22 protein-coding genes and 1 tRNA gene are annotated in these 23974 nt (G+C 59.0%); 9 read left to right on the forward strand and 14 right to left on the reverse strand.

The window, feature by feature from the left end; translation table 11 throughout:
• Positions 1-7 precede the first annotated feature (7 nt).
• Positions 8-1570 (reverse strand): ABC transporter substrate-binding protein, encoded by a 1563-nt coding sequence (locus AC1ENN_RS07950; RefSeq protein ID WP_449646818.1) that lies wholly within the window; start codon positions 1568-1570, stop codon positions 8-10.
• A gap of 135 nt (positions 1571-1705) precedes the next feature.
• Between AC1ENN_RS07950 and AC1ENN_RS07955 the strand changes: the two genes are divergently transcribed.
• Complete coding sequence (locus AC1ENN_RS07955; RefSeq protein ID WP_480405784.1) at positions 1706-2293, forward strand: Lrp/AsnC family transcriptional regulator; 588 nt, start codon at positions 1706-1708, stop codon at positions 2291-2293.
• Here AC1ENN_RS07955 and AC1ENN_RS07960 read toward each other — a convergent pair.
• A complete protein-coding gene (locus tag AC1ENN_RS07960) occupies positions 2290-3048 on the reverse strand; it encodes an avidin-fold protein (RefSeq protein ID WP_480405785.1) in 759 nt (252 codons plus the stop codon). The two genes, AC1ENN_RS07955 and AC1ENN_RS07960, sit on opposite strands and share 4 nt — an antisense overlap.
• Before the next feature lie 274 nt (positions 3049-3322).
• Between AC1ENN_RS07960 and AC1ENN_RS07965 the strand changes: the two genes are divergently transcribed.
• Positions 3323-3976, forward strand: coding sequence for a PadR family transcriptional regulator (locus AC1ENN_RS07965; protein WP_449646821.1), 654 nt, complete (start codon positions 3323-3325; stop codon positions 3974-3976).
• Complete coding sequence (locus AC1ENN_RS07970; protein WP_480405786.1) at positions 3973-4806, forward strand: class I SAM-dependent methyltransferase; 834 nt, start codon at positions 3973-3975, stop codon at positions 4804-4806. The genes AC1ENN_RS07965 and AC1ENN_RS07970 overlap by 4 nt, the downstream gene beginning before the upstream one ends.
• Before the next feature lie 14 nt (positions 4807-4820).
• Here AC1ENN_RS07970 and AC1ENN_RS07975 read toward each other — a convergent pair whose 3' ends face one another.
• From AC1ENN_RS07975 to aceA, 3 genes are all read right to left on the reverse strand, one after another.
• On the reverse strand, positions 4821-6503 hold the full coding sequence (locus tag AC1ENN_RS07975) for a bifunctional 3'-5' exonuclease/DNA polymerase (protein WP_449646823.1): 1683 nt from the start codon (positions 6501-6503) through the stop codon (positions 4821-4823).
• Positions 6504-6685: 182 nt separating this feature from the next.
• Positions 6686-8305, reverse strand: coding sequence for a malate synthase A (gene aceB, locus AC1ENN_RS07980; RefSeq protein WP_480405787.1), 1620 nt, complete (start codon positions 8303-8305; stop codon positions 6686-6688).
• A gap of 96 nt (positions 8306-8401) precedes the next feature.
• On the reverse strand, positions 8402-9703 hold the full coding sequence (gene aceA, locus AC1ENN_RS07985; protein ID WP_480390843.1) for an isocitrate lyase: 1302 nt from the start codon (positions 9701-9703) through the stop codon (positions 8402-8404).
• 128 nt (positions 9704-9831) lie between these two features.
• Here aceA and AC1ENN_RS07990 point away from each other — a divergent pair, with 128 nt between their 5' ends.
• A complete protein-coding gene (locus tag AC1ENN_RS07990) occupies positions 9832-11316 on the forward strand; it encodes a helix-turn-helix domain-containing protein (RefSeq protein ID WP_480405788.1) in 1485 nt (494 codons plus the stop codon).
• 29 nt (positions 11317-11345) lie between these two features.
• Here the strand turns inward: AC1ENN_RS07990 and AC1ENN_RS07995 are convergent, their stop codons facing one another.
• Both AC1ENN_RS07995 and AC1ENN_RS08000 read right to left on the reverse strand, forming a co-directional pair.
• Entirely contained in the window at positions 11346-12173 is an 828-nt protein-coding gene (locus AC1ENN_RS07995; RefSeq protein ID WP_480405789.1) for a DUF1684 domain-containing protein, read from the reverse strand.
• Between the two features lie 54 nt (positions 12174-12227).
• A complete protein-coding gene (locus AC1ENN_RS08000) occupies positions 12228-13580 on the reverse strand; it encodes a CoA transferase (RefSeq protein ID WP_480405790.1) in 1353 nt (450 codons plus the stop codon).
• A gap of 34 nt (positions 13581-13614) precedes the next feature.
• On the opposite strand from AC1ENN_RS08000, the gene AC1ENN_RS08005 reads away from it, so the two are divergent.
• The 3 genes from AC1ENN_RS08005 (at position 13615) to AC1ENN_RS08015 (ending at position 15918) form a co-directional block, all read left to right on the forward strand.
• Entirely contained in the window at positions 13615-13803 is a 189-nt protein-coding gene (locus tag AC1ENN_RS08005; protein WP_480390847.1) for a PLDc N-terminal domain-containing protein, read from the forward strand.
• Between the two features lie 83 nt (positions 13804-13886).
• Positions 13887-14540, forward strand: coding sequence for a Pr6Pr family membrane protein (locus AC1ENN_RS08010; protein ID WP_480405791.1), 654 nt, complete (start codon positions 13887-13889; stop codon positions 14538-14540).
• A gap of 4 nt (positions 14541-14544) precedes the next feature.
• Positions 14545-15918 (forward strand): NAD(P)/FAD-dependent oxidoreductase, encoded by a 1374-nt coding sequence (locus AC1ENN_RS08015; protein WP_480405792.1) that lies wholly within the window; start codon positions 14545-14547, stop codon positions 15916-15918.
• Positions 15919-16049: 131 nt separating this feature from the next.
• Here AC1ENN_RS08015 and AC1ENN_RS08020 read toward each other — a convergent pair whose 3' ends face one another.
• The 3 genes from AC1ENN_RS08020 to AC1ENN_RS08030 form a co-directional block, all read right to left on the reverse strand.
• Positions 16050-18887, reverse strand: coding sequence for a discoidin domain-containing protein (locus tag AC1ENN_RS08020; RefSeq protein ID WP_480405793.1), 2838 nt, complete (start codon positions 18885-18887; stop codon positions 16050-16052).
• A 220-nt stretch (positions 18888-19107) separates the two neighbouring features.
• Positions 19108-19181, reverse strand: a tRNA-Ile gene (locus tag AC1ENN_RS08025).
• Between the two features lie 118 nt (positions 19182-19299).
• Positions 19300-19545 carry a hypothetical protein gene (locus AC1ENN_RS08030; RefSeq protein ID WP_480390849.1) on the reverse strand — a complete coding sequence of 82 codons (246 nt, stop codon included), beginning with the start codon at positions 19543-19545 and terminating at the stop codon, positions 19300-19302.
• 126 nt (positions 19546-19671) lie between these two features.
• Between AC1ENN_RS08030 and AC1ENN_RS08035 the strand changes: the two genes are divergently transcribed.
• A complete protein-coding gene (locus tag AC1ENN_RS08035) occupies positions 19672-20214 on the forward strand; it encodes a Dps family protein (RefSeq protein WP_480390850.1) in 543 nt (180 codons plus the stop codon).
• Between the two features lie 53 nt (positions 20215-20267).
• On the opposite strand, the gene AC1ENN_RS08040 is transcribed toward AC1ENN_RS08035, so the two are convergent.
• Positions 20268-21512, reverse strand: a complete 1245-nt coding sequence (locus tag AC1ENN_RS08040; RefSeq protein ID WP_480405794.1) for a glycosyltransferase — start codon at positions 21510-21512, stop codon at positions 20268-20270.
• Between the two features lie 129 nt (positions 21513-21641).
• Positions 21642-22583, reverse strand: coding sequence for a DMT family transporter (locus AC1ENN_RS08045; protein ID WP_480405795.1), 942 nt, complete (start codon positions 22581-22583; stop codon positions 21642-21644).
• Positions 22584-22623: 40 nt separating this feature from the next.
• Between AC1ENN_RS08045 and def the strand changes: the two genes are divergently transcribed.
• Positions 22624-23187, forward strand: coding sequence for a peptide deformylase (gene def / locus AC1ENN_RS08050; protein ID WP_480405796.1), 564 nt, complete (start codon positions 22624-22626; stop codon positions 23185-23187).
• Positions 23188-23214: 27 nt separating this feature from the next.
• On the opposite strand, the gene AC1ENN_RS08055 is transcribed toward def, so the two are convergent.
• Together AC1ENN_RS08055 and AC1ENN_RS08060 are read right to left on the reverse strand one after the other, a co-directional pair.
• Positions 23215-23520, reverse strand: coding sequence for an AzlD domain-containing protein (locus tag AC1ENN_RS08055; RefSeq protein WP_480405797.1), 306 nt, complete (start codon positions 23518-23520; stop codon positions 23215-23217).
• Entirely contained in the window at positions 23517-23966 is a 450-nt protein-coding gene (locus tag AC1ENN_RS08060; RefSeq protein ID WP_480405798.1) for an AzlC family ABC transporter permease, read from the reverse strand. Before AC1ENN_RS08060 ends, AC1ENN_RS08055 begins: the two co-directional genes overlap by 4 nt.
• Positions 23967-23974 lie beyond the last annotated feature (8 nt).

A 23974-nucleotide genomic window follows, 5' to 3' on the forward strand; every position in this document is an offset into this window, starting at 1 on the left:
ATACTTTCTACTTAGCTTGCAGTTCGGCGATGTCCATCGTCCAGGTGGAGTTGTAAGCAACTCCGGAGATGTAGTCAACCGTGGCGATGTTCGAGCCGGGAACAATCAGCGGAACGAAGGGTCCGCGCTGCTGCAGTGCCTCAGCAAAGTTGCTGAACGCGGTCTCACGCTCGTCGAAGTTCGTTGCATTCTCTGCCGCAGCAGCGAGGTTGACAACGTCCGAGTCCTGCTCAGCGGTCCAGCCGGCGCGCAGTCCAACCTTTTGCCCTGCCGCGAACGGAAGGAAGTTGGCCGAGTCAGCGTAGTCAGGGCCCCAGAACCAGATGCTGAATCCTTCAGCGCCGGTTACGTAGCGATCGATCTGAGTGGTGAACGGCGCCGGAGCGAGCTCGATAGTGATGCCAGCATCCGCAAGCTGAGACTGGATGCGCTCAGCCAGCGGGGTGAAGCTCACTCCACCAACCGGGTAGTCATTCGGGTATTCGAGGGTGATGCTCTCACCGTTGTAGCCGGATGCCTCTAGCGATGCTGCCGCAACGTCCAAGTCTTGCTCAACGCCTGAATCAAGTGCGCCGAGGAAGGATGGTGGGATAACGCCGGTTGCCTGCGCGGAGCCGGCACCAGCAAGCTCAAGCAGACCCGGGTAGTCGAGAGCGTAACGAACGGCGTTCGCAAAGTCAGGGCTCGACGTAACGCTGGCTACTTCATCGTTCTGGTTGATCAGAAGGAAGATCGTCTGCGCTGACGGAGTTGAGAAGACGTTGATGCCGTCACTCAGGCCAGCGACCTGGTCACCGCTGAGGTCAACAGCGATCTGCGAGTCATTGCCCTCAAGGTTGATCTTCTGCGTTGCCGCTTCCGATACGTTGCGGATTACGACACGAGTGAAGTCGATATCTTCGTCGCCGTTGTAGTTCTCGTTTTCGGTGAGCACTACCTGCGACTCAAAGTTGATCGAATCAAGGATGTACGGGCCCGAACCCGCCGAGGTGGTGTTCAAGAACTCTTCAGCAGCATCCGAGTCATCCGTCGTTCCACCGTTTTCGACAACAAGCTTCGAGTTGAGGATGGCGAGTGACGGGTTGGTCATGAGAGCGGGGAGCTTGAGCGACGGGGTCTCCGTGCTGAGCTCGACGGTCATGTCGTCGATCTTGGTAACGGTGATTCCGTTCATCAAGAAGTTTGCCTTGCTCTCCGTCATTCCCGCTACGCGGTTGAGCGAGAAGACAACGTCATCGGCGGTGATCGCTGATCCGTCCGAGAAGACGCGGCCGTCTTCGAGAGTGAAGGTGAATACTGTCGCGTCATCGTTCGACTCGAACGTCGCGAGTCCGGGAACGGGAGTTGATTCGTCCGACCCTGCGAAGTCGAGGAGGGTCTCGTAAAGAGCCTTCGACACCATGTAGCCGGTGGGTACGTAGTTGCGTCCCGGGTCGCTGGTCTCGAGAGTAAAGGCGGTGTCGATAACGACGCTAGCGCTTACTTCGGGCGCCGCCGCGGCGCAACCGGCAAGTGCCAGTGATGCCGTCAATCCGAACGCTGCCGCTACATAGCGGAACTGTGTACGCAAAAGGAACTCCTTGTGGTTTTTGAGGACAGCCGCTGGACGGCTTTTCTTGAGATTGGCATAAATGCCGCTAGTCTGTCCAATCAAAGGCACCATAGTTCAGACCTTGGTTCAAAGTTGAGGGAGACTTCGTACAATATGTCTAGTAAAGCAAGCAGCACATCATCCACCGCTGGACAATCACCGCCCGTATTGGATGAGATCAACCTGAAGATATTGAGCGAGCTGCGCTATAACGGACGAATATCGATGTCGGCTCTTGCGGAGAAGGTAAACGTCTCCCGCGCCAATGTGTACACGCGGGTTGAGCAGCTCATGTCCGATGGCGTCATCACGGGATTTAGCGCCCAGGTTGATCCAGCCAAGACTGGTCTCGGCATCTGCGCTCTCGTGTTTCTCTCCGTGCATCCGCAGACCTGGGCGAGCTTTCGCGACCGCATCACGAACATGACCGAGATCGAGTCGTGCCGCATCACCACCGGTGAGCACGATACAATGCTCCTCATCAGAGGTCATGAAGTTGGGGCAATTCACGACTTCATCGTCGGCGTGCTGTCAGTCTTGCCAGAAGTGAAGTCGCTTGAGACGGTACTCGTGCTCGATGAAGTCTTTCAGCGGCCCTACCTCTTGCCCATCGATCTCCCTGAGCGCCCCCAGGAACCAGCACAATTGGGCCTCACGCGATTCACTCGCGCTGACCCCAGCCGTGCTGGTCTCAACAACTAGCGAGCGTCGACAACCTGCACGCAAACGCTCGTGCCTGGCACGCCGTCGAGGACAAAGTCTTCGACAAGTTCAAGGCGACCATCAGCTCGACGCCTGAGCGTTGTACTGCTGTCGCCAAGCAGAGTCGAGTCGCTTGCGATCACATGGTGAACGAAGTACTCGTCGAGAACACCGTTGCGGTAGCGCCCGACGCAGTGACCTGATGTGACCGTGTCGCCAAAGTAGAAACCCCAGACCACACCGGAGTTCTCATCAAACTCGAAACGAGTGGGGTCTGCACTTACGGCACTGGCCGAAGATGCTTCAAGGACAAAGGTGGTGCCGTCGAGATGCGGCTCAGTGCGAAACTCCGGATCCAATACCGGCCACGCAATCGAGTGATCAGCTTCGACACAAACACTGACCTGCGGCTCGCCATCCTTCTCAAAGGTTTCGTACAGCTCGAGTTTTCCCTCCGAGTTCCACTGAATAGTGCTGTCCGCAGACCCGAGAACCACCTCGTCGCTCGCCGAAAGACGATGGGCGAAGCGGATTGTCAATGCGTCCCCGTCCCGGCGACCGACGAAACGCCCCTCGCTCACGGTATCGCCGACATACTCACCCCAGATCATCTGACCCTCTTGGCGATAGCGAAATCGCGTCGGTGACTCGGATGCCACAGCACTACTAGAAGAGGAGGTCAAGATAAATTCGCGGTCATTAATCGACTCGGGAAGGGGGGCTGCTGCCGACTGGGGCGCGGAAACGTCACTCACGCCCACGAGTATGCGGCCGAGAGTCGGCCTGCACGAAATCGATGCATAAGCGTCCAGTTCATCCAGAAGGCTGAGCCTTGGGTCAGACATTCGGTAACGTGACGCGAGCAGAAGGTCAATTATGTCTCGACTGGTATTTTCGTCACGCACGGTTGCCAAGGACTGTGGCACCAACCAATGAGCTCGACACGCCCGGGCCTCTGGCGCGGGCATCCGGGACCTCACTAGGGTCAGTTAGTGCATACGCAGCATCGACTTACCCGGAAGGTCTTCTATGTCAATCCGCCACAGTTTGCTTACAATTCTCGCGCAGGGGCCCTGTTACGGCTACCAGTTGCGCTCAGAATTTGACCGGCGAACTGGCTCAACCTGGCCGATCAACGTTGGGCAGATCTACAACACGCTCGATCGACTCGTACGCGACGGCTTCGCGACTAAGAGCGCACAGAGCGCCACTGAGCAAAGTGATGCGTCACAACACACCTACTACTCCATTACAGACTCCGGCCGGCTCGAGTCCGACACTTGGTTAAACTCGACCGTCGAGCGTTATTCCGCCAGCCGTGATGAGTTGGCGATCAAGTTGGCCATCGCCGTGACCTTGCCGGGCGTCGATGCTCACGCTGTCATCGAGCATCAGCGCGTGGCAACCCGGGGAGCGATCGACGCCCTTGCCCTTGGGGTTGAGCAGCGGGCGGATGCTCGAGATGCCAGCGACTTCGCCGAACAGCTCGTCACCGATTCCATGCACGCCCACGCCGAAGCTGAACTGCGCTGGCTCGATCATGTCGAGACTTCGCTCACGACAGCTCAATCGCACGGTCGTGTTCACTCATTCCCACTCACAACAACGAAGCCCAAACGCGGTAGACCAGCACAGGTCGCGCCGCGGGTGGCGACCTCTCACGACAAAGTGGAGACAGCATGACCGACATTCCCGAGTATGTAGCAGCAAACCTCGCAAGTTGGGATGAGCGGGCGTCGGTTCACGCGCAATCCCCTGACTACGGTGTCGAGCGGTTTGTTAGCGATCCCAGTTTCCTGAGCGACGTCGTGCGTTTTGATGTGCCCCTTCTGGGAGATATCTACGGAATGCGCGGAATCCACCTCCAATGTCATATCGGCACAGACACTCTGTCTCTCGAACGCCTCGGTGCGTCAATGACTGGACTCGACTTCTCTCCCGCCGCCCTCAGCGAAGCGCGCTCACTTGCCGAGCGAACACAGGCGAAAACAAAATTTGTTCGATCTGAGGTCTATGACGCACCGTTAGTGCTCGCTGGCACGACCTTCGACCTTGTCTACACAGGCATTGGTGCTATCTGCTGGTTGCCCAGCATCGATCAGTGGGCCGCTACCGTTGCCGCCCTCCTCCGCGTTGGCGGGCGCCTTTTCATTCGCGATGGCCATCCCCTGTTGCGGGCACTAGACGATGAGAATTCCGAGGCGTTCGTGGTGCGTTACCCATACTTTGAACAGCCGGATGCTCTCGTCTGGGAAGACGCCGGAACTTACGTGCAAACCGATCACGTCTTCACTGCCACTACAGGCCACGAGTGGAACCACGGTCTCGGCGAAATGATCACCGCGCTTCTCAAACACGGCATGCGAATTGATGGACTCGCCGAGCACCACAGCGTTCCCTGGGATGCCCTTCCCGGGCATATGGCGCGCGGAGATGATGGCGAGTATCGACTCACTCACGGAGCTGAACAAGTGCCGTTGACCTTTACCCTCCAGGCAACGCGCATCCATTAACGGCAACCAGAACACTACTTCGCTTGATCGTAGCGGTCGACAACTGCGGTGCTCAGGGGAAACGTGACGGGGATACTGCCGAAGACGAGCCGTCCGGCATCCGCCGCTGCCTGGGTAATTTGCTCAGCGACGTCATCCGCAAAATGAGCGGGAGCATGCACAACAACTTCATCATGAAGGAAAAAAACGAGGTGCGGCGCGTCAGTAAACCACGCCACCTCAGAGAGCTGACTTAGCCTGTTACGGATGCTGGCCATCCAGCACAGAGCCCACTCGGCGGCGGTTCCCTGCACAATAAAGTTACGAGTGAAGCGGCCCCACGATCTCCCCCGCTCTTGAGATGCAGCCCGTTGCGCCGGAGTCTGCGATTCGTCGTAGTGAGCGGCGTGCGCGCCAGGAGGCGAACTGCGGCCCAGTTGCGTGCTGACGACTTCGCCACGCTCACCCGCACGAGCTGCGCGCTCGACGAGAGCGATTGCTTGAGGGTAAGCGCGAGCAAGCTGAGGCATGAGGCGCCCGCTTTCGCCCGTAGTCGCGCCATACATTGCCCCCAGCATCGCCAGTTTTGCCTGACTCCGAGTTTCGACAGCGCCGCTAGCAACAATTCCCTCATAAAGATCTCCGGATGCACCAGCCGCTACCATTCCGCGATCGCCTGCCATTGCAGCCAAGATACGGGGTTCCAGTTGAGCAGCATCGGCGACAACGAGTTTCCAGCCCGGGTCAGCTCGAACGGCACCGCGGATCAGGTGGGGAAGCTGAAGCGCGCCCCCACCGCTCGTCGCCCAACGCCCGGTAACGACTCCCCCGGGAACATAATCTGGCCGAAATCGCCCGTCAACAACCCAGGAGTCAAGCCAACTCCACCCATTCGCTGTCATCAGGCGTTGCAGTTTTTTGAACTCGAGCAGAGGCGCTATCACGGGGTGCTTGAGTTGCTTGAGCTCCCACGAACGCGTGGTCGTGGCTTGAATTCCCGCGACGCTGAGCGCGCGCAAGAGTTCGGCGGGCGACTCTGGCGCGAGGTGGGGCGCGTCGAGCAGTGTGCGGATGTCGTCGACAAGCACTTGCAGTTTCGCGGGTCGCGAGCCGTCGGTTGCCGGTCGCGGACCGAGTAGGTCGCTCAAAATTCTGTCGTGCGCTTCGGCGCTCCACGGTAGCCCTGCGAATCTCATTTCAGCCGCGATGAGCGCCCCCGCTGACTCGGCAGACAGCAGGCGATGCAGTCGTCCGGCCTCGGCTGATGATGAAATCGCGTCGAGCTGACGCTGAAACTCTGACAGCACATCAAGAGTTTCCGAAGCTGCGGTGGCAGCATCCTCGTCACAATCAAAAAGCGTTGAGTGCTGCACGGGACCGAGTTCGGTAAGTGCTGGTGGCCCGGATTGCGGTAACGAGTCCCAACTGCCGCTGCGCGCTTGTGCCAGTGCAGACTCACTCGTGAAGACCGAGTTGCGAAGAATTGTGTGGCACAGCCGCACATCGAAACACCGAGCTACGCGCACTCGAGCGGCGAGCAATTGGGGGTACCACGAGGCCGTGTCATGCCAGACCCACCGCACATCGGGCTCATTCGACTGGGTATCCGAGACAAACTGCGACACGTCAGTGACGTTCTCCTCGCGAAGCACCAGGCCGAGGGGGTCAACACGAATAGCCGTCACGTCGCGGCCGACAGTTGTGAGAACGATGTACACGCCCCTAGTCTGCCGTGATCCGCCGACAGCAGAGCAAGCCTCGGGTCGCGCCGTGGCTTAGCGAACGTGCACAGCGAAGCGGGCGCATCACTCAGCAGAGGGCGAAAATGGGCTAGCCGCCAGATCCATCGACCGACGGGTGGGGCGAGTGGTCTCAGATCCTGCGGCTAGCCCGTGGAGTGTCAGGCAGCGCGCTCCCGCGGCTGCTCGACGAGATAACTGCTGTAAGCGCTCAAAGTAAGGAAGGTGGGAAAGTCCTCTTCGAGCGTTACTTCACGGAAGATTGCAGCAGCCTCGTCAAAACGATCGCCAGGCGTGCGCTCAATCGCGGCAAGCGTTTCTTCGAGCTCCGTCTCGATACGACGGTGCGTGATCGGCGTTCCTTCTGCGGTGACAACGCCCTGGTGCATCCACTGCCACAGTTGACTGCGGCTGATCTCAGCAGTCGCCGCATCCTCCATGAGGTTGTCAATCGCGGCAGCTCCGACGCCGCGCAGCCAGCTCTCGATGTAGCGCACCGCGATGGAAACATTCGAGCGCACTCCGGCATCCGTTACCGCACCGTCGATACGCAGATCGAGCAGGTCGTCGGCAGTAACGTGCACATCGTCGCGCAGGCGGTCAACCTGGTTGGGGCGATCCCCCAACACGGTGTCGAATTCTGCGCGCGCGGTCGCAATGAGGTCCGGATGCGCCACCCACGTTCCATCGAAACCGTCGGTCGCTTCGCGGCGCTTGTCGCGAGTCACCGCATCCAGTGCACGAGCGGTCACTTCAGGGTCGCGGCGGTTCGGGATGAACGCGCTCATGCCGCCAATGGCATGAGCTCCCCGCTTGTGACAGGTCGACACGAGCAACTCGGTGTAGGCCCGCATGAACGGAACCGTCATCGTGATGGCGGCCCGGTCGGGAAGCACGAAACTTGCGCCACGACCACGGAAGTTTTTGATGATCGAGAAAATGTAATCCCAACGGCCGGCGTTGAGACCTGCACAGTGTTCGCGCAGCTCGTACAGGATCTCCTCCATCTCGAACGCGGCAGGAATCGTCTCGATCAGCACCGTCGCGCGGATTGTGCCATGTGGAATGTTCAGCGCGTTTTCGGCAAAGGTGAACACGTCATCCCACAGGCGCGCTTCGAGGTGGTTCTCGATTTTGGCGATGTAAAAGTACGGGCCGCTGCCGCGCTCGATCAGTTCGTGCGCGTTATGGAATATATAGAGCCCGAAGTCGACGAGGGAGCCGGATGCCGGCGTGCGCAACCCTGCCCGGTCGGTGTACCGGAGGTGCTTCTCTACCAGATGCCACCCGCGCGGTCGCATCACGATCGTTGGGGTCTCCTCGCCGAGAGCATAGGTCTTGCCCTCGGGAGAAGTGAAGTCAATCTGGCGACGGATCGCGTCGTACAGGTTGATCTGGCCGTCGATAACGTTGTGCCACGTTGGGCTCGTTGCATCCTCTTGATCGGCAAGCCACACCTTTGCGCCAGAGTTCATGGCATTGATCGTCATCTTGCGATCGGTCGGCCCCGTGATCTCAACCCGACGATCGTCGAGTCCCGGGCCGGCGCCGGCAACCCGCCAGCTGCTGTCCTCACGAATAGCTGCTGTCTCCGGCAAAAAACGCAAATTGCGTCCGTTCGTGATGTGCTTGCGCGACTCCATACGAGCAGCGAGTCGGTCGTGGCGGCGACCAGCGAACTGGTCATGTAGCCGAGTCAAGAAGTGCAGAGCTTCCGGGGTGAGGATCTCGTCGAATCGTTCCTGCGATTCGGCGATCGGTTCCATTCTGTGCGTGGTCATGAGATGTCCTTAGAAAGAGTTTCGAAGTTGGATGAGCGGCGGTGCCCTTTAGTGGCGGTGCCCTTTAGTGGCGGTGCCCTTTAATGGCGGTGCCCTCTAATGAAATTGCGCGGTTTCGGTGCTGCCGACCAGGGCGAGGGTTTCGCTCGTGGGGTTGAGGGCCGTCGCAATGCGATCGAAGTACCCTGTTCCGACCTCGCGCTGGTGGCGCGTTGCCGTGTAGCCGTCTGCTTCAGACGCGAACTCTGCCTCCTGCAATTCCACATACGCACTCATGTGTCGCTCGCTGTAGCCACGCGCGAGCGTGTACATGGAGTGGTTGAGGGCGTGGAATCCGGCAAGGGTGATGAACTGGAACGCGTAGCCCATGGCGGCCAACTCACGCTGGAAGCTCGCGATCTGGTCGTCATCGAGGTGACGCTTCCAGTTGAACGATGGCGAGCAGTTGTACGCGAGCTTTTTGCCAGGGAACTCTTTGTGGATGCTCTCCGCAAAGGTGCGCGCCAGCTCAAGATCGGGCTTCGCACTCTCCACCCAGAGCAGATCCGCATAGGGCGCGTAGGCGTGGCCGCGGCTCAGGACCGTTTCGATGCCCGGAGTGGTGCGATAGAAACCATCGCTCGTGCGCTCACCCGTCAAGAATGGCTTGTCGCGGTCATCCACATCACTGGTGATGAGGTCGGCAGCGAGCGAGTCGGTGCGAGCGATGATGATGCTCGATACCCCGGCAACGTCGGCAGCGAGTCGAGCTGCGTTGAGAGTGCGAACGTGCTGAGCGGTGGGGATGAGAACCTTCCCGCCCATGTGGCCGCACTTCTTTTCGGAGGCGAGCTGGTCTTCCCAGTGCACGCCGGCAGCTCCAGCCTCGATCATGGACGACATGAGTTCGTAGGCATTCAGTGGGCCACCAAAGCCTGCTTCGGCGTCAGCAACAATCGGCGCCATCCAGTCGGTAGCCGGTGCACCGAACTCTGCGGTTTCGATCTGGTCGGCCCGCAGGAGTGCGTTATTGATGCGGCGAACCACAGCAGGAACGCTATTTGCCGGGTACAGACTCTGGTCGGGGTAGGTCTGGCCAGAAAGGTTGGCATCGGCGGCGACCTGCCAACCACTGAGGTAGATGGCTTCGAGCCCTGCACGCACCTGCTGAACGGCCTGATTGCCGGTGAGCGCACCAAGAGCGGCAACCCACTCGGTGTCGTCTCGCTGGAGGAGGTTCCAGAGGTTCTCGGCGCCTCGACGAGCAAGAGTGTGGTCTTCTCGAACGCTCCCGCGGAGGGCGACGACGTCTTCAGCGCTGAAGTCGCGTTCGATACCGTTCCACCGTGCATCCGTCTTCCACTCGGTTTCGAGTTCGGCTGCGGTCTGAATCTGGTCGCCTGGACGGTTGTTCGTCATGGTGTGCTCCTCGGTCGGTGGTGCTTGCGGTGCTTCCTTTCTTCGACTGTGAGGCCTGCACACTAGTTCTTCATCGGGTTTTGCGGCAGAATAAATCCAATTCTTCTGTTTTTCCGCAGAAGACAGTCATGGAGGACTCAGAGATGACCCCACGCACGCTCAGGCAGGCAGACGATGAGGACATGCTCGATTCCCTCACCGTTGGCCGTCGCATCCGTCAACTCCGCACTGATCGCGGACTCACCCTCGACGATCTTGGAGCCGCACTCGGCCGTGCCGCATCCCAGGTGTCGGTAATCGAGAATGGCAAGCGCGAACTCAAACTCAGTGAGCTACAAAAACTCGCTCGCATTTTCGACGTAACGGTCGACGACCTTCTCAACGCCGAGCCTCCATCACGTCGCGCCGCTCTCGAGATCGCGCTCGAACGCGCCCAGCGCGGTCCGCTCTATTCTTCGCTTGCCCTTCCCGAGCTGCCCGTGCGCAAGACGTTAAGCGATGAAGCCATCCAAACCGTTTTGGGCTTGCATGACGAATTGCAGCGCCTTCACCGTGAACGCGCCGCAACACCGGAAGAGGCTCGGCGGGCAAACACCGAACTGCGCCGCATGATGCGCAAACGCAACAATTACTTTGGCGAGCTAGAGACCACCGCCCGAGAGCTATTGGATGCCGTTGGTCACACTGGTGGACCACTCTCGCAGCGGGTAGCTTCAGACCTCGCCTCGCATCTCGGGTTTTCGCTTCACTATGTGCCTGACCTCCCCGCATCCACTCGCAGCGTGACGGACCTGCGCAATGGCCGCATTTATTTGCCGGTGGCGCAGGGCGAAGGCACAGACCCGAGGTCGACATTGCTGCAGGCACTCGCGGGACATGTGTTGGGCATCCGCGAGCCCGCTGACTATGCCGAATTTTTGCACCAGCGAGTAGAGACCAACTATTTGGCGGCGGCCCTAATGGTTCCGGAGAAGACTGCGGTGGAGTTTTTGACGGCGGCGAAGGCCCAACGCGAGCTGTCTGTTGAGGACCTGCGGGATGCCTTCGCTGTGCCCTATGAGACTGCAGCACACCGCTTCACGAATCTCGCGACCGAGCACCTCGGCGTTCCCGTGCACTTTCTTAAAGTGCACGAGGGCGGCACAATCTCCAAAGCCTACGAGAACGACAATGCCGCTTTTCCCACGGATGCTCTTGGTGCAATCGAGGGTCAAATTGTGTGCCGAAATTGGAGCGCCCGCAAAGTCTTCGACGTCGAGGACCGTTTCAGTCCCTACCACCAGTACACCGATAAGCCGGGCGGCACCTACTGGTGCACGTCGCGCATCCAGTCGGGCCGCCGCGGGGACTTTTCCGTGAGCTTGGGCACCCCATTCGCTTCCGCAAAGTGGTTCCGTGGCCGCGACACCACCAATCGGGCAGTCTCGACGTGCCCCGATGATGGATGCTGCCGAAGCGCCCCCGAGAACCTCTCGGAGCGGTGGGCACAACATTCACTCCCGAGCGCACGGCTCAACAGTTCTCTACTCGCGGCGATGCCCACAGGAATGTATCCCGGTGTTGACTCCACCGAAGTCTTCGAGTTCTTAGAGACGCACTCGCCGACCGCTTAGAGAACGTGCGACCCAGGAAAACAGCCTGCCTACTCGTGCAGCAGCGAACCATCTTTCTTCAGCACGTTTTTCTCGCCGGCTTCGATGGGAACGGTGAAGCGGTTCTGCTTGGGAGGCATAGGGCAATTGAAGTTGTAGCTGAAAGCACAGGGCGGAAGGATCGCGAGGTTGAAGTCGAGAACAATCGTGCCATCGGGATTGGGGGCGACGAACAGGAAGCGACCAACACTGTAGGTATCGACGCCGCTCGTCGCGTCAGCAAAAACGAGTTGAAGTGCTCGGCCCGATTTGAACGCGGCGAGGCTGTAGTCAATGCCATCCTTCGTGAACGAGATGTCGCCCGGAATGGGCTGCTCACGCTCTTGACCATTGTCTTTCAGGTGTTCGAATCCGAGGGTGGTGCCCTCGGGGTTGGGCGTAAACGCCGCCGTAATCACCCAGTCGGGGTTGTAAGCGTACGCATCAATCGTGCCGAATTCTTGGATGGCTGGCGAGTTGGTGTCCCAGACGCGCAGTGCGTGGTTTCCCTCGGGCGCCTTAATAACAAACCCGGTGACGGTTTCGCCGAACACGACAACGCTGGGGTTCTCGTCGCTCTTGCTGCGCACAACAGCGCTGCCGTCAACCAGTGTGCCGTCAACAACGATGTTGTCTTCTGCGGTGGCTGTGACCGTTAGCCCGTTGTCATGAGGTGCCCACGTTCCGGGAACTCCCCAAATGGTCTGCTCGGCATCAACCCACTGCGTATTGGTCAGAGCAAGGTTGCCATTTTGCTGCACGACAGCCTGGTCGCGTCGTTCACGAAATTTCGCGAGCTTAGCTTCGGGAGTGATCGCGGGAGCAGCAGTGTCAGTCATAAATCCATCCTTGTTGAAGTCCATCATGCCAACCACCGCCGACACGGGATTATTTCAGGAAAGCCATTTCGCCTCGCTCGAACCCCACGCAACGGCCGGCGCCAAAAAGTTGCTTGGCCCACCATCGTAGTGAGCAGCGGCCACGGCGCTCGTCACACCGTCACGAGTCGTCACAGTCGGAACGAAGTCGCCCGATGCTTCAGGCGCGTGACGCGGGCGACGTTGCTGCAGAAGTTCAGTAGCCAACCGCGCAAGAGAGACCTCAACAAGCCAAGAATGACCAGCATCGATGCGGCGACGAACAGCCGAAGTAACACCCGCAGCGAGCAAATAGCCGGCAGCATGATCGAGTGCTTGAGCAGGAAGAGCACCCGGAGTGCCCGTGCCCTCCTCCATCGCAATACCCGTCGCCGCCTGCACAATGCTGTCGAAACCACGACGCTCAGCCAGCGGTCCAACTGTTCCCCACGCGCTCAGGCGGCCCACGATAACTCCCGGACGCCGCTCGGCGAGAGCCGCGGGCGAAAGAGCGAACCTATCTAAAGAACCGGGGCGGTAAGCGGTGAGTACGACATCCGCGGTTTCGAGCAGTTTCTCGAAGGTCGCCCGGGCAGCGCTGTCGTCGAGGTCGAGCAGTGCTGAACGTTTGCCCGCGCCTGTGTCGAGATGTTGCCAGTCAATTTCGGGATGCCGCGGGCTGTCGATGCGCAAGACGTCAGCTCCCCAGAGTGCGAGCGTTCGGCCCGCGACGGGCCCGGCAATCACTCGAGTGAGGTCAAGCACGCGCACTCCGGCAAGCGGGGCGTCGACAGCAGTGTCCATCAGCTGAGCAGGCTCGGTATCGCCCAGGCTCGTGAGTTCAACAACGGGAAGATCTGCAATCGCTTGAGCTTGGGGATGCGCGGCCCATTCTTTAGCGGTGCGAACAACGGTAGCGACTCCCCCAGCAGCGACCACTGCGCTTTCGACCTCAGCAGCGACCATCGGATGCAGGGCGAGCATGAACTCATCGGCGCCAGTATCGTCGGCGAGGCCGAGAGCTCGCAGGAGTGCGGAGCGGTGGTGCGGGTAGTTGGCGTGGGTGCGTACCCAGCCGTCGCTGCACGGCCAGAAACCGGAGAGTTCAGCCCACGCGGAGACAGGCTCACCGTTCAGCCGAAAGTGTTTGTCGCTAGTGACCGCTGTGGCCACTTTGAGCGGGGTCAACTCGACGGAAGGTACTGCACATCCCACTCGGCGTGCCGCCAGCAGGGACGCAGAAAATGAGGCCGCCGCAATGGCATCGTGAACGAATCGACCGGAGGGTAGCGCGCCCGATAGAGGTACGGCGGTGCCATGGTCACGAACCAGGGCGAGGGCTGCGGCATCTTCCCCAAGGGATTGCCACGCGGCATCCAGCAAACTCATATCTTGATAGTGCCACGCCGATAGGATTTAGACCATGGAACCTATTAGCTTCAGTTTTGGCGTTGTCGGCTTGATCATCTTCATAATCACGGTCATTTCGATTGCCAAGAGCAACAATCATGGCGTTCTCGGCAAGTTTGTCTGGATTTTGGTGGCATTCTTCTTGTCGATCATCGGTTCGATTTTGTGGCTGATCTTCGGTCGCGGCAAGGTGCGCAACTAACGCCGCAGCATGGTGACGACCCCACAACCTAGGCACTCGCTATAGTCAGTCTCGACCGCACGTTTTTTGGTTCGAGGGGAACTATGGCCAACGCAACGAAGTCCGCTACCCGAAATGGCACCGTTGTTGTTGCCATCCTGCGTCTAGCGATTGCTGCCCTAGTAGCAGGGGCGGTCGTCGCGACTGTCGCTGAGGCCGCTGGTCGCACCGCGATCAACCCCTTCAATATGTTCGGGTATTTCACGATTCAATCGAACATATTCCTTGCCGTCGTCTACACCGTTATCGCGGTCGTTTCGCTTCGGGGAGAGGCTGCGTCGCCAGCTCTCAACATCGCGCGCGCTTCAGTGGCGACCTACATCATCATCGTTGGCGTCGTTTACGCAACGCTGCTGGCGCCTCTTGGCGCGGCCGGGGGCGTGCCGGTGGCGTGGGCAAACACTGCTTTGCACATCGTCACCCCGATCTACGCGCTTGCCGATTGGGTCCTCTTCTCCGACCGCGCGCGGATCGGCTTCAACCGACTCTGGATCGTGCTCATCTACCCCATCGTGTGGGTCGTGGTGGTGCTCGTGCGCGGCGCGACCGACGGCTGGGTTCCCTACCCCTTCTTGCACCCCGATACTGGCTACGCGAGCGTCTTCTTCTACGTTGGCTTAATCGTCGTCGTGATGTTGGCCTTCGGTTCGCTGGTGTTCTGGATCTCCCGTAAACGTTCAGTGCTGCGCGTACCGTAACGGGATGATTAACGGTGATGTGTCTTTCTGGTGGAGCAAGATTGGACGCGATGCCCCTCGAGCCCCACTGCCCAGCTCGCTCCGCGCCGATGTCTGTATTGTCGGTGCCGGTTACACCGGGCTCTGGACCGCTTACTACCTGAAAAAAGCGGCGCCCCAACTTCGAGTCGTCCTTCTCGAGCAGCGTTTTGCTGGCTACGGAGCTTCCGGCCGCAACGGAGGCTGGCTAACGAACGCCGTCACCGGCGGGCGCGAGCAATATGTCAAATCTCATGGCAGGGATGCCGCCGCGCGCTTCCAAACACACATGAATGAGACTGTCGACGAGGTAATTCGTGTTGCTGCCCTCGAAGGCATCGATGCCGACATCATCAAGGGCGGCGAGTTCACGGTTGCTTACGATGCACCACAACAAAGTCGACTCGTTGCCTCCGCGTTCGCGGAACGCGCGTGGTCAATGACGGATGTCGAACTTCTCTCCGCGAAGGAAGCAACCGACCGCATCAATGTGGTCGGCACAACCGGTGCCAGCTGGCACCCCCATTGCGCGCGAATTCAGCCAGCGAAGCTCGCTTCGGGCTTGGCCCGTGTCGTCGAAGCTCTCGGGGTCGAGATTTACGAAGACACTCGAGTGAGCGAGATTCAGCCGCACCGCGCCATCACAGACCACGGCACCGTTGAGGCTGAATTTGTGGTGCGCGCAACCGAGGGTTTCACTGCGGGCCTGAAAAGTTTGCACCGCACCTGGTTGCCGATGAACTCATCACTTATCGCAACTGAGCCCCTCAGCGCTGATATTTGGAATTCCATCGGTTGGGACGGCCGGGATGCTCTGGGCGATATGGCGCACGCCTACATGTACGCGCAGCGCACCGCCGATGACCGCATCGCGATTGGCGGTCGCGGCGTGCCATACCGATTCGGGTCACAAACCGATTCTGACGGTCTCACACCGTCGAGCACGGTCGAACTTCTGCGCGGCATCCTGCACCGGTTCTTTCCTGCGACCGTCGACACTGCCATCGACCACGCGTGGTCTGGCGTGCTTGGAGTGCCACGCGACTGGGCAGCAACCGTGGGACTCGACCAGGCAAGCGGACTGGCCTGGGCCGGCGGTTACGTGGGCACCGGGGTAGCCACAACGAATCTTGCCGGAAGAACGCTTAGCGATCTGATGCTCGGAACACCGAGCGCTCTGACCGAGCTGCCCTGGGTTAATCACCGAATGCGCAACTGGGAACCAGAGCCACTTCGATGGTTGGCCGTCACAGCGCTATACAAGGCATATTCCCTGGCCGACCGCGCCGAACTCACCAGACGCACTACGACGTCACCACTTGCGACAATTGCCGACGTGGTTTCGGGCCGTGGTCACTAGAGCGATCAGAAGCGGGCTACGCACCACCACGCTGTTAACGGATTACTTGAGTAGGGCGGACGGATTGAGAAAAGTCCCCGGGCACGAGGCCCGGGGACTTCCGACTACTTCATAACCCGTGCGTCAATGAATCAGTATGAAGAAACCACTGACACATCATCAATTGACCACCACTGCGGCGCGGATCCCGTCTGGGTAACCCGGATGTATCGAGCGCTAATCGGAGTTATCGAGATTGGACGCTTCCACCCGTACGCTATTCCTGTAGCGCCAGTTGTCCAAGTAACTCCATCGACGGATGTTTCCAGGTCGAAACCTCGTGGGTAGTCCCACGTCGCCCCAGAGGGAGTCTGCACGGTGACCATGGCGACAGTCTTGTTTGACCCCATGTCGATGCGATACCACTCGCCACCCGCCATCGCCTGCCCGCTACTCCATGATGTCCCGTTCGCACCGTCTATTCCGCCCGCTGCAGAAGTGCCAGCTGCTGTCGACGATGCCGAGGCGGTCCAGCCGGTATGGCTAATCGCTGTTGGCGAATAGCTGGACAAGCCCCCGGCGTATTTCGCCAGGGTAGCAACGAACCTCGTGTTCTTCGTGAAATTGGCGGTACCGAACTTTCCTACCTTTGATACGAAGGTCGACGAGTTATCGCTGTTGATAATCGGGACTGGATTGGGGTTGTCGTAGTACATCCCCCAGTAGGCGAAGCCATCGTTTGCCGATCCTTTTACCTTGTACGTCCAGGCGGACCACGACACACTCTGCGCGTTCAGACCCGCCATGAAACGCGACCACACGTCATCGTTGTAGTAAAGCGAGTACTCGCCGTACAGCATCGGCACGCCTGGGTTGGTGAGCTTTGCTGGCAACCCAGCGAGTTCGTTGGTAACGAGTTGGTTCTGAGCAGTCCAGTCCTTCGAGTTGGGCATGTCGTAGGGGTGGTACTCATATACGACATTCGTCCACCCATAAGTCGACGGCGATGCGATGGAGTTCAGGCTGAAGAACGCACCGAGGAAGATCGTGTGGTCCGAGTCAATGGCGCGAACGGCGTCGTACAGCCGATCGTAATAGTCACTCTTTTGAGCGACATCATCGGCGTCCTCGCCGTAGTCGATCAGTGGCTCATTGATAAGGTCGTAGCCGGCGACGCCTGGATTGCCGTTGTACCGGGTTGCGATGGCCTTCCAAATATCCTCTGTCCAGTTCTGGTAGGTCGCGCTCCCCCAGAAGCCATTGGGATTCGGTCCAATGCGGCCGCAACTGCCCCAAGGGCATCCACCTCCTGGCACAGTATGAAGATCGATGAGTACGTACATGCCGCGTGCTGACGCCTCGCTGATCACCCAATCAAGCTTGTTCCAAGGATCTGACTTCCACGTACCATCGAGGTTCAGAAGGGTGTTCCACCCCACTGGCACCCGGATAAAATTCATCCCTGTGGCAGCAATGTTGTCGAGGTCTGTCGTCGTTAGCCACGCATCTTGGTGAGCATTGATGATCGTCTGCGCTCCGCCGCTACCGAACCGTGACGTCAGCGTGTTGTTTAGCGAATAGTCGTCGTTGTATAAACCGGCAGTCAGTTCACCGACGGACCACCACCGTGGGGATGTGGCGGTCTGTACGATGCGGAAGTAGCGAGCAGCTTGCGCAACGAAATGGATCGTGGTCGCCTTGTGCGTTCCCACGCCGGAGGCGACGGTCGTCCAACTTGAACCATTCTTAGAGAGCTGAAGGTTGTATCCGCGGGGATAGTCCTGCTCATCTGAGGTGTTCTTGGCAGTGTCTGTGGTGACGTTGTTCATCGTGATGAGTGCGCCCATATCTACGCTGAGCGTCTGTCCGCTCGATTGGGCCACACCGGTCGTCCAGCGTGAACTCGTTGAGTTGTCGGCCACGTTAGTTGGCGAAGCCCCAACACTTGAGCTGATGACCCAGCCTCCGCGATCGAGGTTGTTGCCTGAGGAGATCGCAATCTCAGCGATCGACCACCATTGCGCAGACGTGCCATTGGAAGCGATGCGCAGATAGCGGCCTCCCTTCCCGCCCTGGAAGTCGGCTTGGATCACCCGGTTAGTGCCAAATCCACTGGCTACGTGCGTGAACGCCACGTTGTCATACGACGTGTAGACGTCCCAAATTCGGGGAAAGTCGTTAGATGTCGCAGCGCCTGAGTCGAAGAGCACCTTGTCCATGTCGACGTTGCGGCCGAGGTCGATTGTGTAGGTCTGACCTGGGGCCTGAGGGACTCCGCTCTGCCATACCGTGGCCACGTCTCCGTCCAGCGCTAAAGTTGGTGTTGCGCCACCTGCGGTCGACGATGCCGTCGCAGTGTGTGTCCCGTTAAAGAGCACTGGATCGTTGAAGAGGTTAATCTCCCCCACCGACCACAAAGCACCGGCGACAGCGGTCTGCGAGACCCTCACATATCGCACAACCTGCGGACTGAACTTCGCGATTGTCACGCCGTCGGTGCCTGCCTGATTGGCCACACTTTTCCACGCAGTGCCATTATTCGAAGTCTCAATTGCGATATTGCGTGGATACTGACCCGAGTTGTTTGAGTTGTCGATCGAGAGCCGATTGAACAGAGTCGGGGCGCCCAGATCGAGGCGGACCCATTCCGAGCCGGTTTGGTTACTGTTTGTGGTCCAGCGCGTTGTTGAGGCGCCATCGAGGGCAGAGTTCGGAGTACCTGCCGAGGCGGTTATCGTCCAGCCAGTACGATCGACCGCGAACTCACCCAGCGGTGACATCCAGTCTTCTTGGGCGAGCCACCCACCAACATTCGTTCCGCGGAGATTGACAGTGGCGCCGGTGCCCGAATTCTTCTTCAGCACGGCTCCACTCGCCTTGATGAAGTCGGAAGCGCCGATGGCGACTGCTTCCGCTTCCAATGCCGGTGTGGCTAATGTCGCCACCAGGGCTGAAGCCACGATTGTCGCAACAATCATCCTTTTCTTCATGATCCTCCTTGATCACAGCCGAGCGCCGTACCAAGCTGGCGCATGTGGATCTGCGTCCACGGCGATAGCATCCCAGACGATAAACACTTTGTCCAGTATTTAAAATAAATCCTGAATAAAGCCAAAAGTGGGCCAATGCTCACCGGCAGCGTCATCTTGGGTTCGATAGCAGGATCCTCGGAGCTTGTCCGGAACCGGAATCAAGACCACGAAATTTCGGTAGGGCGGACGGGACTTGAACCCGTGACCGAACGATTATGAGTCGTTTGCTCTAACCAGCTGAGCTACCGCCCCGTGTCCGCACGAGTGCGAACGCGTATCTACGTTACCGGCAAATGGGGCACTCACGGTGACACGTCCTGCCTCGAATTGTGCGCGCCGCGCTGCCACAAGAAACACACGCGTTCGCCCACTACCCCACTGTCTGGGCTGAGGGTCGCGAAGTCGCAACCTGAATGGAGATTCCGACAGCAACGAGCACACTCAGCAACAGCGCGGCGACGCCGGCCCAGAAGGCGATGCCGTACGTTTCTGGTGCCGGAACCATATCCATTTGAGGCTCCATATAGACCCAGATGGTGGCGCCAGCGTTAACGCCGAGAATGAGTATGGCGACCGGCAACAGCCACGCCGCGACGAGCAACAATCTTGAGCCCATGAATATCTCCTAGCCTGAGTTTAATCTGAGCCTAAATCAATAGTTTCCTCTTTTCCAACACTGATATTCGGCAGACTCTCAAAGAACGTTGAGCAAGCTCTCAAGCAGCGCTCGTAGCGTAGCGACATGACTGATTCACAGAAAGCGCAGACCACGAGTCCAGCCAAATCTGGGGCTCGCAAGACCCGCCAGCAAAATGCGGAGCACGGTTTCACCGCATCGAAAGGCCTCGCCGACAAGATGCAGCTCGTGCTTGTCGACCTGCTCGAACTGCAGCTTCAGGGCAAGCAAGCCCACTGGAACGTTGTGGGCAAGAACTTTCGCGACACCCACCTCGTTCTCGACGAAATAATTGACGCCGCACGAGGCTTCAGCGACACCATAGCCGAACGGATGCGCGCCCTCCACGCCACCCCGGACGGCCGCAGTGACACCGTCGCCGCCACCACGACTCTTCCCGAATTTCCCGCAGGCGAAATCAGCACGACAGACACCATTGACCTGCTGACGGAACGCCTCGAGGGCACAGTTGCCACCATCCGTGAAGTTCACGACCCGATCGACGAAGAAGATCCCACAAGCGCGGACCTGCTGCACGCCATCATCGAAAGCCTTGAGCAGTTCGCATGGATGGTCTCAGCAGAAAACCGAACCCCCGCAAAGAAGTAGGCTCCACGCCTGCACAAGTGAGCTGATTGCTGTGGCTCCAACGAGAGCGTCTCTTAGGAGGCGCTCTCGTTCTTTTTACCCAAAGCGGCAGGGTCAGTAACTTCTTCGCCGCGGTACAAACTCTCGAACGTATCGAGAGTGCGTTGAATATCGTGAGCCGCCACAATGGCCAGGCTCTCCTTCTTGAACTTCAGCAGTTCATCCGCTGGAAGGGTAAGCACGCGCGTGAGCTTCTCGGCCAAATCTTCGACGTTCCCTGGCTCGAAGAGGTAGCCATTCTCACCGTCATGGACCAAATGCGGGAGCGCCATCGCGTTCGCTGCAACCACCGGCAAACCTGAGGCCATCGCCTCCATCGTAGAAATGCTTTGCAACTCCGCAGTAGATGGCATCGCAAACACGGAACCGCGCTGAAGGGCGTCGCGCAGTTGATCCTGCTCCACAAATCCGGTGAGCTTAACCCGGTTTTCGAGACCCAATGATGCCGCGAGCGAGCGCAGCTTGCCCTCAAGCTCTCCCCCGCCGACGATCTCCAATTTGGCGTCGAGCGCCGGATCCATAATGGCGAGCGCGCGAATGAGCTTGTCGATTTGCTTCTCGTCAGCGAGACGACCCAAGAAAACAATGAGGTTCTCAGGTTTGGGCTCGAGATTGCCGTTATAACCATCAGCATCGATTCCGCACGACACCGCAATAACGTTGCGAACTAGAGTGTTTTCTTCGAGATAGTCAGCGGCCCGACGCGTCGGAGTCGTCACCCGCGCGGCCCGAGCGAACGAACGACCAGCCGCAGCCCAGCCCATACGAATCGCTTTATCGCGCATGAATCGAGGAATGATGTAGGCGTGATCGAGCAGGTTTTCTGGCATGAAATGGTTGGTACCGATCATCCGGATACCGCGCGCTTCACCCTCAATGGTCAAACCGCGCCCAATAACAATGTGCGACTGAAAGTGGATGACGTCAGGCTTTATCTGATCAAGGATGATCGCCGAGTTGCGTTTAACGCGCCACGGCAACATGAACCGAAGCCACGGGTGACCAGGCCACTTCCACGAGTATAGACGGTGGAGGGTCAGTTTCTGACCCTCATGCTCCTCGATCATCGTGCCCAACTTCTTGTTGGAATACGACGGGGCCGCAATGTGAACATCATGTCCGCGCTCGGCAAGCCCGGCGGAAAGTCGGGCGATGAAGGTTGCGGCACCATTGATTTGAGGCCAGAACGTATCTGCGCCAATCAGGATGCGAAGTCGCGGTTTGCCTTCGTGGGGCGAGCGTCTCACAGCGGAGGTCACAGTCGAAGAGTTCCTTAACAATTTATCGTCACGAGCTAACTCGTTTACAACCCGGTCAGGTCAACGGCACCTAATAACGTACCCCACTGCACTCCACCAAGCGGGCTGCTCTGCCGAGGAGAAGGAAACCTACACCCTGAGTTGAGGGTGGTGCTTCGAGAGCAAGAAGACACCCCAAATGGCGACAGCACCCGTAATCACAAAGGAAACTACCGCCCAGACAGGCGCATCCGAGGCCTCACCCAACACGATGATGCCGACCGTCACCGCGACAAGAGGATCAACAACAGTCAGACCGGCCACCACCAAATCAGGTGGTCCAGACGCATAAGCCGTCTGAACGAAGTAGGAGCCGAGCAAGGATGCCGCAATTAGGCCAACGATACAGAGCACGGTAAGCAAATCAGTGCTCTCGATTCCTGAACCCAAAATCACGATGGTCTTGATGCGATCGATGACCACTTTGGCGAGAGTCGCCACGAAACCGAAGAGCATCCCCGCCCCGAGGATGTAAAACACCGGCGACGCGTTCTTGCGGAAAAACAGGAACAACGCGATCCACAACGCCAAAACGATAACCAAAATGATCAGAACAGTCGACAACTCGCGCTGCGTGATCACCGTCGATTTCGCGAAAATCGCAGCGAGGGCAACAAAAGCTCCAACGCCACAAACGCACATCACAATGGCGCGGATAGAAATCGCATCCAACTTGACCTTGGCAAGACGGGAATTCATGATCGCCGTCATAACGAGCGCAACGGCACCCAGAGGCTGAACAACCATGATGGGCGCGATAGCCAAACTCGACAGCTGAAAGACAATGGCGAGGCCCAGAAAAGTTGTGCCAATAACCCAGGATGGGCGAGCAAGCAGCGCCTTAATTTGACTAAAGCTAAGCCCAGAACTTGCTTCGCTGCCGTGATGTTCTTCCATGCGGGCAACGCCGCGATGTTGAAACTGTGCGCCAAGGGAAAGCAGAATTGCGCCGATGAGCGCCAAAGGAATACCGACAGCCTGAGATGGGGTGAGACTGATCTGCTCTGTGAGGTCAAGAATGTCCGGCGGCACCCGTCAAATGTACTCGGTTCAACCGGGATATTCTGGGTGCATGGCCGTTCTCCCCATCATTATCACCGGCGACCCGGTGCTCCACACTCCCGCGATACCGGTAACGGCCTTCGATAGCAGCCTCGCTACCCTTGTTGGCGACATGTTCGAAACCATGGAGGAGGCGCCGGGCGTCGGGCTCGCCGCGCCCCAAGTCGGTGTAGGACTCCGCGTTTTCGTCTACGACTGGATCGATGAAGACGACACGCATTGGCGCGGAGTCGCTATCAATCCGGAGTTGTGGCACACCCCAACCCCCATCGCCGCGCCGGGCGAGGAGGATGAAGAAGGCTGCCTTTCGATCCCCGGCGAACGGTTCGGCTTAGTACGCGCCGACCACGTAATCCTGCGCGCCGTAGACCTCGACCAGAAACCGTTCGAGATTGAAGCATCCGGATGGCTCGCCCGCATCTTTCAGCACGAATACGACCACCTCGATGGTGTGCTCTACGCCGACCGACTTCGCGAACCTGATGCTAAGGCGGCGGCGAAAGCGGTCCGCAAGCAAGGTTGGGGTCAGCCGGGAAACTCGTGGCTACCCACCGAGGAACAGCTCGACGCCTAGCTGTTCACGTTCTCGTCGGCTCGACAGCTAACTGAAGGCTCGGATTGCTGCGGCGACCAGGGCGGCAGCAATAATCACGACGATAAACGGCACCCGCATGGCGAAGAGCACAGCGGCAAGTGCTACCGCTGGCAGCCGGGCATCCACTTCGAAGCCTCGCGCGGAACCAAAGGTCTGCACAACGACGAGCGCCGCCAGCAACGCAACCGTCAGCAAATTCGCCAGCCGGGCTGCCGTGGGCTTTTCTGCCCACGCTGCCGGAACCGCGAAGCCAGCAAGTTTGAGGGCAAGTACCGCAATCGACGCGAGCAGCACGATGTGCCAAATAGTCATCGCTCCCCCATCGGATCGGGCTCAGCCTCAGCAATGTCGCTCTCACGAGTGCCAAAGAGATTCATGAGGCCAACAACAACGGCGACAAGAGCGGCAGCCAGCACAGGAACGCCAGCAGGCAGCACTGGCATCAGCACGCCAGCGACGACAGCAGCACCAATCGCGACCACGATCGGCTGCAGTTGCTTCAGCCGGGGCCACAGAAGACCAAGGAATGCTGCAGCGGCCGCCGCATCCAGACCGTAGCGACTCACATCTCCCAACTGATCACCAATGAGCGCGCCGATCAGCGTCGTCAGATTCCAGCCCAGATAGATGACAAGCCCGGTCCACCAGAATCCTGCGCGCTGGCTCTCCAGCGTCGGTTGAGCGGTGGACACAGCTGTGGTCTCATCGATCGTCCAATGACCAGCGAGCAGCCGCTTGAGGCGGCCAGGGCCGATCATCCGCGCAA

It is taken from the genome of Rhodoglobus sp. G.S.23 (assembly GCF_056675935.1).

Bases quoted from the DNA above. Each gene is read 5' to 3' on its own strand.
- AC1ENN_RS07955 (WP_480405784.1), top strand. From the start codon at position 1,706: ATGTCTAGTAAAGCAAGCAGCACATCATCCACCGCTGGACAATCACCG.
- AC1ENN_RS07965 (WP_449646821.1), top strand. From the start codon at position 3,323: ATGTCAATCCGCCACAGTTTGCTTACAATTCTCGCGCAGGGGCCCTGT.
- AC1ENN_RS07970 (WP_480405786.1), top strand. From the start codon at position 3,973: ATGACCGACATTCCCGAGTATGTAGCAGCAAACCTCGCAAGTTGGGAT.
- aceB (WP_480405787.1), bottom strand. From the start codon at position 8,305: ATGACCACGCACAGAATGGAACCGATCGCCGAATCGCAGGAACGATTC.
- aceA (WP_480390843.1), bottom strand. From the start codon at position 9,703: ATGACGAACAACCGTCCAGGCGACCAGATTCAGACCGCAGCCGAACTC.
- AC1ENN_RS07990 (WP_480405788.1), top strand. From the start codon at position 9,832: ATGGAGGACTCAGAGATGACCCCACGCACGCTCAGGCAGGCAGACGAT.
- AC1ENN_RS07995 (WP_480405789.1), bottom strand. From the start codon at position 12,173: ATGACTGACACTGCTGCTCCCGCGATCACTCCCGAAGCTAAGCTCGCG.
- AC1ENN_RS08000 (WP_480405790.1), bottom strand. From the start codon at position 13,580: ATGAGTTTGCTGGATGCCGCGTGGCAATCCCTTGGGGAAGATGCCGCA.
- AC1ENN_RS08005 (WP_480390847.1), top strand. From the start codon at position 13,615: ATGGAACCTATTAGCTTCAGTTTTGGCGTTGTCGGCTTGATCATCTTC.
- AC1ENN_RS08010 (WP_480405791.1), top strand. From the start codon at position 13,887: ATGGCCAACGCAACGAAGTCCGCTACCCGAAATGGCACCGTTGTTGTT.
- AC1ENN_RS08015 (WP_480405792.1), top strand. From the start codon at position 14,545: ATGATTAACGGTGATGTGTCTTTCTGGTGGAGCAAGATTGGACGCGAT.
- AC1ENN_RS08020 (WP_480405793.1), bottom strand. From the start codon at position 18,887: ATGAAGAAAAGGATGATTGTTGCGACAATCGTGGCTTCAGCCCTGGTG.
- AC1ENN_RS08030 (WP_480390849.1), bottom strand. From the start codon at position 19,545: ATGGGCTCAAGATTGTTGCTCGTCGCGGCGTGGCTGTTGCCGGTCGCC.
- AC1ENN_RS08035 (WP_480390850.1), top strand. From the start codon at position 19,672: ATGACTGATTCACAGAAAGCGCAGACCACGAGTCCAGCCAAATCTGGG.
- def (WP_480405796.1), top strand. From the start codon at position 22,624: ATGGCCGTTCTCCCCATCATTATCACCGGCGACCCGGTGCTCCACACT.
- AC1ENN_RS08055 (WP_480405797.1), bottom strand. From the start codon at position 23,520: ATGACTATTTGGCACATCGTGCTGCTCGCGTCGATTGCGGTACTTGCC.
- AC1ENN_RS08060 (WP_480405798.1), bottom strand. From the start codon at position 23,966: ATGATCGGCCCTGGCCGCCTCAAGCGGCTGCTCGCTGGTCATTGGACG.